Source organism: Pantoea sp. GM_Pan_4, from assembly GCF_026541005.1.
GTDB lineage: Bacteria > Pseudomonadota > Gammaproteobacteria > Enterobacterales > Enterobacteriaceae > Pantoea > Pantoea dispersa.
The window spans coordinates 94,632-101,298 of record NZ_JALNUZ010000017.1 but is presented as its reverse complement, the minus strand read 5'-3'; the positions used below and the strand labels follow the sequence as shown (position 1 = coordinate 101,298).

Below are 6,667 nucleotides of genomic sequence, written 5' to 3'. Positions count from 1 at the left end.
TACCTGAAATCAGCGACGGTCTGATATCAGTACAGAATCGGTGGAGCGGTAGTTCAGTTGGTTAGAATACCTGCCTGTCACGCAGGGGGTCGCGGGTTCGAGCCCCGTCCGTTCCGCCACTTAAATTGAGAAGCCCTGACTGTGAAGTCAGGGCTTTTTCATGTCCGCTAAAAACCCGCCATTGTTGAGTAAAACGCAAAATTCCTCTGCTCATAAGCGGATTTTTCAGCAACAATAATCCTGCCACAATACGCCTCATCGCAACATTCAACGCAATAATGAGGAAAACATGACAATCCCCGCTTTTGGTTTAGGAACATTTCGTCTGCAGGACGATGTCGTTATTCATTCAGTGAAAACCGCACTGGAACTCGGTTATCGCACCATCGATACCGCACAAATTTATGAAAACGAAGCTGCCGTAGGTCAGGCTATTGCCGAAAGCGGCGTGGCACGTGATGAGCTGTTTATCACCACTAAAATCTGGATTGAGAATCTCGCCGCCGACAAACTGATCCCCAGCCTGCAGCAGAGCCTGGCGAAACTGCGTACCGACTATGTCGATTTGACGCTGATCCACTGGCCATCGCCGGGTGCAGCGGTATCGGTCAAAGAGAGCATGCAGGCATTGATGGCCGCGAAAGAGGCGGGCCTGACGCGTCAGGTTGGTATCTCTAACTTCCCGATTGCCCTGATGAAAGAGGCCATTGCCGCTGTGGGCGCAGAGAACATTGCGACCAACCAGATTGAACTGCACCCGTTCCTGCAAAATCGCCAGGTCGTGGACTTCGCGAAACAGCAGGGCATTCATATCACTTCATACATGACGCTGGCGTATGGCGAAGCGTTAAAAGAACAGGTGATAATGCAGATTGCGCAGAAACATCAGGCCACACCCGCGCAGGTCGTCCTGGCGTGGGCACTGGCACTGGGTTATGCCGTGATCCCCTCCTCAACCAAACGTGAGAACCTGGCCAGCAATATGGCGGCGCAGGATCTGAAACTGGATGCGGACGACATGGCGCAGATCGCCGCGCTGGATCGTCAGCAGCGTCTGGTCAGCCCGGAAGGCCTGGCACCAGACTGGGATTAATTCTCCGTGCATCAGCCCTGCACGCGCCAGGGCTGATCTCTGACCCACTCGCTGAGAAAATCAATAAAGGCCCGCACGCGCTGGCTCACCCCTAAATCGCTGTAATACACCGCATTAAAAGGCATCTCAACCGGTACCGACTGGTGCGCCAGCACCTCAACAAAAGTGCCCGCCGCAATTTCCGCATTCACCATAAAGTCCGACAGGCAGGCGATACCCTGATCGTTAAGGCACAGCTGCTTGATCGTCTCTCCGCTATTTGATGACATCGCCGCGTCAATTTCATACAGATCGCTGCCATTAGCCGACACGGGCCAGCGATTGAGACGAGGCGTCTCGACAAAGCCGAGGCACTGATGCTGTGCCAGCGCCTCCACCGACGCCGGCGTGCCATATTTCGCCAGATAAGCTGGCGTAGCGACCATTTTACGATAGCTGGTGAACAGCAGCCGGGCACGCAGCGTGGAGTCGGTTAAGTCCCCGGCACGAATAGCGACATCCACTTTACGATCGATCAGGTTGATAAAGCTTTCAGAGGAGATTAGCGATAGCGTGACCGCCGGATAGCGCTCGCGAAAGGGTTTAATCATCGGCATCAGCAGGTTAAGGATCACCGGTGTTGCCGCGTCGATGCGCAGCACGCCCTGTGGCGCCTGCTGGCGCTCGATCAGCTCATTCTCTGCTGTCGCCATCTCAAGGATCAGCTTCTGCACGCGCCGGAAATAGAGTTCGCCTTCATAAGTCAGCGCCAGCTGACGGGTGGTACGCGTCAGCAGCGACACGCCAAGCTTGTTCTCCAGCTTCTTCACCGTGCGGCTCACCGCCGAATTGGCCATCTGTAACTGCTCCGCTGCACGGCTAAAACTGCCGCTTTCTACCACAGCGATAAAGACTTTTAACTCCTCTGAAGATGCCTTCATTATGCCTCCTCAGGCAAAAGTTTATTGTTACTTTGCTTCTTTTTGTTATTAAAGCACGAGTCGATAATGGCGCCCATCAAAACATTATTGGGAGTCAACCATGCCACTTGCACTCTGGGCGCTGACCATCAGCGCCTTCGCTATCGGAACCACCGAGTTTGTTATCGTCGGGCTGATTCCGACCATCGCTGAACAGCTCAGCATTACGTTACCTTCTGCCGGGATGCTGGTATCCATCTACGCGCTTGGCGTGGCCGTCGGCGCGCCAGTGCTGACCGCTTTAACCGGCAAGCTGCCGCGCAAGCAGTTGCTGATGGGGCTGATGGCGCTGTTTACCGTCGGTAATCTGGTGGCCTGGCTGGCACCCAACTATGAAACGCTGGTAATGGCGCGTCTGCTGACCGGTCTGGCGCACGGTGTTTTCTTCTCCGTCGGCTCAACCATTGCGACCAGCCTGGTAAGCAAAGAGAAGGCCGCCAGTGCGATAGCCATCATGTTTGGCGGCTTAACCGTGGCGCTGGTCACCGGCGTACCGCTTGGCACACTGATTGGTCAGCATTTTGGCTGGCGTGAAAGTTTTCTGGCGGTCTCTCTGCTGGGCGTGATTGCACTGGTCAGCAGCATGATACTGGTACCACGTAACATCGCACAGCCGCCTGCCACTTCACTGGCACAACAGGCCGCGGTGATGATCAATCCGCGTCTGCTGCTGATTTACGCGATTACTGCGCTGGGCTACGGTGGCATCTTTACCACCTTTACCTTCCTGGCACCGATGATGCAGTCACTGGCCGGTTTCTCGCCGACCGCCGTCAGCGGCGTGCTGCTGGGGTACGGTATTGCGGTGGCGATCGGGAATATCTGGGGCGGCAGGCTGGCCGATCGCCGCGGTGCGGTACCGGCGCTGACGCTGATTTTTATCGCGCTGGCCATTCTGTTAGTGGTATTCCAGTTCACCGCCAGCATGCATTACCTCGCGCTGCTCACGGTGCTGGTGATGGGCGTCTTTGCCTTTGCTAACGTACCTGGCCTGCAGGTTTACGTGGTGCAAAAGGCTGAACACTATGCGCCAGGCGCAGTTGATGTCGCGTCAGGGCTGAATATCGCGGCCTTTAATATTGGCATCGCACTGGGTTCAACCGTCGGCGGTCACATCGTGGAACATTACGGTCTGGCGCAGACGCCATGGGTGGGTGCCGTCATCGTGTTTGCGGCTCTGCTGCTGGTCCGCCTCAGCGGCCAGCTGGATAAGCCGCGCACGGCAGCCATTACTGAATAAGCCGCACAACAGCCTGCCGCATGGCGGGCTGTTGCCGTTGCTGGCTGTGAGGCGAATTCCGACAATCAATAACAGCAATTGAAACCCCGCGCTAAAATCCCTATAACAGTCAGGTGAAGTTGTAGTCGTAAATCAGCCAGGCGGGACAGTGCGAAAAAAAACTTATGCAATGCGGTATGTAGCAGGTCAGCCTGCTGAGCGGATTTTTCCGCCAGGGGCGATGCTGCATCTTGGGCAGGCGTTACCGCCCGGTGCACCGCTGCCAGCCGACCCAACCCTGCGCGTGCTGGTGTGGAATATCTTCAAACAGCAGCGGGCAGACTGGATGTCAGTACTGCAGGGCTTCGGTAAAGATGCCCATCTGGTGCTGCTGCAGGAGGCGCAGACCACCCCGGAACTGGTGCAGTTCGCCACCAGCAATTATCTTGCGGCCGATCAGGTACCGGCCTTTGTGCTGCCACAACACCCCTCTGGCGTCATGACGCTGGCTTCTGCCCATCCGGTCTACTGCTGTCCGCTGCGTGAACGTGAGCCGCTACTGAGGCTGTCTAAATCTGCTCTGGTCACTGCCTATCCGCTTCCCACCGGCGAAATGCTGATGGTGGTGAACATTCATGCGGTCAATTTCAGCCTCGGCGTTGATGTGTACAGCAAACAGCTGGGGCCGATTGGCGAGCAAATCCAGCATCATCGCGGGCCGGTGATCATGGCCGGCGACTTCAATGCCTGGAGCCGCCAGCGTATGAACGCGCTCTACCGCTTTGCCCGTGAGATGGCGCTGCGCGAAGTAAACTTTACTGATGATCATCGGCGCAAGGCCTTTGGCCGCCCGCTGGACTTTGTCTTTTACCGCGACATGAAAGTCAGCGAGGCGTCGGTGCTGGTGACGCGTGCCTCTGACCATAATCCTCTGCTGGTTGAATTCAGTCCCGGCGCGGCTAAACGTTAAGCCAAGTGCGGCGCGCCAAAGGCGAATGATTCACAGCGCTGATGCCGCACCCTGCTCAATAAGCCACTTCAGACTGCTAAAGGCATGGCGCAGCGGCGAAAATAACGAGGTTTACGCGGGAGTTGTCTGACTGCGGCAACGGGAAAAGGTAAATAATGAAAAAGGCTGACAAAAGTCAGCCTTTTCGGTGCATCAGGTATCAGGTGTTGCGCTATTCTTCACAAACAACGTCAGCTTGTCACCGGGCTGAATGTCTTTAGCGTCACTGTTCCAGCGCATCACGTCTTTGGTGTTAACACCGTGACGTTTGGCGATACTGGCAAAAGAATCACCCTTACGTACACGGTAGGTGATGCTGTTGCCGTTATCCGCCAGCTGCGACGCGCCAGCTTTGCTGCCAACGGTCAGTGTCTGACCGATGCGTACTGACGCGCTGCGCAGGTTATTCTGCTGCTTCAGTGCACTAACGCTCACACCAAGCTTACTGGCAATGCCCGATAAGGTGTCGCCTTTGCGGACCTTATAGCTATTGCCTGCAGCGCTGACTTTCGCCAGCTCGCCGGGCTGTACCGCAGCAATATCACCGGAAGCCAGCGAATTGCGCAGCTGAGCCACGTTGGACTTTGGCACCATAATATAGTGCGGTCCGTTTGGCGCGGTGGTGCCGTTTTTATACCCGGCATTGAATGTCTTCAGCTTGCTGAGCGACATACCGGCCATATCTGCGGCCTGCGTCAGTTCAATCTGCTGTCCCACTTCAACGCGAGCCAGTGCACGGCTCTCATTGGCGGTTGGCAGCTTAATACCGTAACGCTTGCTGTTCTTGAGAATATCACTCAGGGCCAGCATTTTAGGTACGTAAACCGTAGTCTCGCGTGGCAGCGATAAATGCCAGAAGTCGGTCGGCTTACCGCGCGCCTTGTTCTGTTTCATCGCCTTCAGCACACGCCCTTCACCGCTGTTATAGGCGGCGATGGTCAGTAACCAGTCACCGTCAAACATGCCGTTCAGACGTTGCATCATATCCAGCGCAACTTTGGTTGAGGCCACCACATCGCGGCGTCCGTCATACCATTGGTTCTGTTTCAAACCATAGTTTTTGCCCGTTTGCGCAACGATCTGCCAGATGCCAGCGGCATTCGCAGAAGAGGTTGCGTGTGGGTCAAAAGCGCTCTCCACTATGGGTAGCAGTACCAGTTCCATCGGCATTTTACGTTTCTGTATCTGCTCGACAATCCAGTACATGTACGGCTCTGCCCGTAATGTTACATCGTGGAGATAGCTCTTATTTTTTAAGTACTTTGTTTTTTGTTCGCGGATTCGCGGGTTTTCCGGAATCCCCATCTTCAACTCGTCACTAATGTGATTCCAGAGATCAGTGTCTTCTGCGAGGCTGGTTCCATCATCTTGCCAGCGCGGCGACAACAAGCGATCTCCGTACTTTCCATTTTCACCTTGACCAGCTGAAGACAGACTCTGTGCATGCTGTACCGGGATACTGGCGTCATTCCTTGATGCCTGACATCCAACCAGCAAGACCGAGGCGAGTAATATCGCTTTAGCCTTCATGTGTGTGTCAATAGTTCGCTTAAAAGACGAGCAACTATACGTTAGCGACCGGCACAACACAACCAGAAATATCAAAAACGGTCTTTCTTCTCGCGTAGATCGGCAAAAGTCTGCCATAACGGAGCCGACGACACATTAATGCCTAAAGCCTTTTGCAAATCAGGATCTTGCGTACGCAGGAATAAATTTATTTCACGCTCCAGCGCCAGTTTTGTTGGCAAAGTAATGCGATTTTCTGCGCGTAAGTCCTTAATTTGCTGATACCTTGCCAAAATTTTCGGGTCCTGAGGCAGAATAGCCGCAGCAAACTTCATATTGGATAAAGTGTATTCATGCGCACAGCAGATAAGCGTATCGGCAGGGAGTTGATTAAGCGCCTGAAACGACTCAAACATTTGCTGCGCAGTGCCTTCGAACAGTCGTCCGCAGCCACCCGAAAACATCGTATCGCCACAGAAAAGATAAGGTGAGCTGAAATATGAGATATGTCCTAAAGTGTGTCCAGGCGTTGCGATGACGCGGAAATTTAGCCCGAGCAGCGTAAATTCATCACCGTCACTGAGAATAGTGCGCGCGCCTTTATCGGCGGTCTCCTGCGGACCATAAACCTCAAGTTGTGGATAGTGCTCCAGCAGTTCGCTAACGCCGCCCACGTGATCGTGATGATGATGGGTCAGCAGAATGGCCTGCGGCTGCCAGTGATTGGCGTGAATTTTTTCCAGCACCGGCCGGGCTTCACCCGGATCGACGATCAGACAGCGTCCCTGTTCATCGTTCAGTGTCCAGATGTAGTTATCCTGCAACGCGGGAATACTGGTAAGATTCATAAACACCTCTCAGGTCGTAGAAAAAGGAAA

At 54.5% G+C, this 6,667-nt stretch carries 6 protein-coding genes and 1 tRNA gene; 4 read left to right on the top strand and 3 right to left on the bottom strand.

The window, feature by feature from the left end:
* Positions 1 to 42: 42 nt before the first annotated feature.
* Both OXR61_RS22330 and dkgB read left to right on the top strand, forming a co-directional pair.
* Positions 43 to 119: transfer RNA gene (locus tag OXR61_RS22330), tRNA-Asp, on the top strand.
* Positions 120 to 289: 170 nt separating this feature from the next.
* Positions 290 to 1,093: a 2,5-didehydrogluconate reductase DkgB gene (gene dkgB / locus OXR61_RS22325; RefSeq protein ID WP_021507313.1), complete on the top strand. Its 804-nt coding sequence runs from the start codon at positions 290 to 292 to the stop codon at positions 1,091 to 1,093.
* 11 nt (positions 1,094 to 1,104) lie between these two features.
* Here dkgB and yafC read toward each other — a convergent pair whose 3' ends face one another.
* Positions 1,105 to 2,013: a DNA-binding transcriptional regulator YafC gene (gene yafC, locus OXR61_RS22320; RefSeq protein ID WP_021507312.1), complete on the bottom strand. Its 909-nt coding sequence runs from the start codon at positions 2,011 to 2,013 to the stop codon at positions 1,105 to 1,107.
* Between the two features lie 100 nt (positions 2,014 to 2,113).
* Here yafC and OXR61_RS22315 point away from each other — a divergent pair, with 100 nt between their 5' ends.
* On the top strand, positions 2,114 to 3,292 hold the full coding sequence (locus OXR61_RS22315) for an MFS transporter (RefSeq protein ID WP_021507311.1): 1,179 nt from the start codon (positions 2,114 to 2,116) through the stop codon (positions 3,290 to 3,292).
* Between the two features lie 148 nt (positions 3,293 to 3,440).
* Positions 3,441 to 4,241, top strand: coding sequence for an endonuclease/exonuclease/phosphatase family protein (locus OXR61_RS22310; RefSeq protein WP_031279675.1), 801 nt, complete (start codon positions 3,441 to 3,443; stop codon positions 4,239 to 4,241).
* Positions 4,242 to 4,433: 192 nt separating this feature from the next.
* Here OXR61_RS22310 and mltD read toward each other — a convergent pair whose 3' ends face one another.
* Together mltD and gloB are read right to left on the bottom strand one after the other, a co-directional pair.
* The gene (gene mltD, locus OXR61_RS22305) at positions 4,434 to 5,810 is read right to left on the bottom strand and encodes a murein transglycosylase D (RefSeq protein WP_031279674.1); all 1,377 of its coding nucleotides are present in this window, start codon (positions 5,808 to 5,810) and stop codon (positions 4,434 to 4,436) included.
* Between the two features lie 71 nt (positions 5,811 to 5,881).
* Complete coding sequence (gene gloB / locus OXR61_RS22300) at positions 5,882 to 6,637, bottom strand: hydroxyacylglutathione hydrolase (protein WP_021507308.1); 756 nt, start codon at positions 6,635 to 6,637, stop codon at positions 5,882 to 5,884.
* Positions 6,638 to 6,667: the final 30 nt, after the last annotated feature.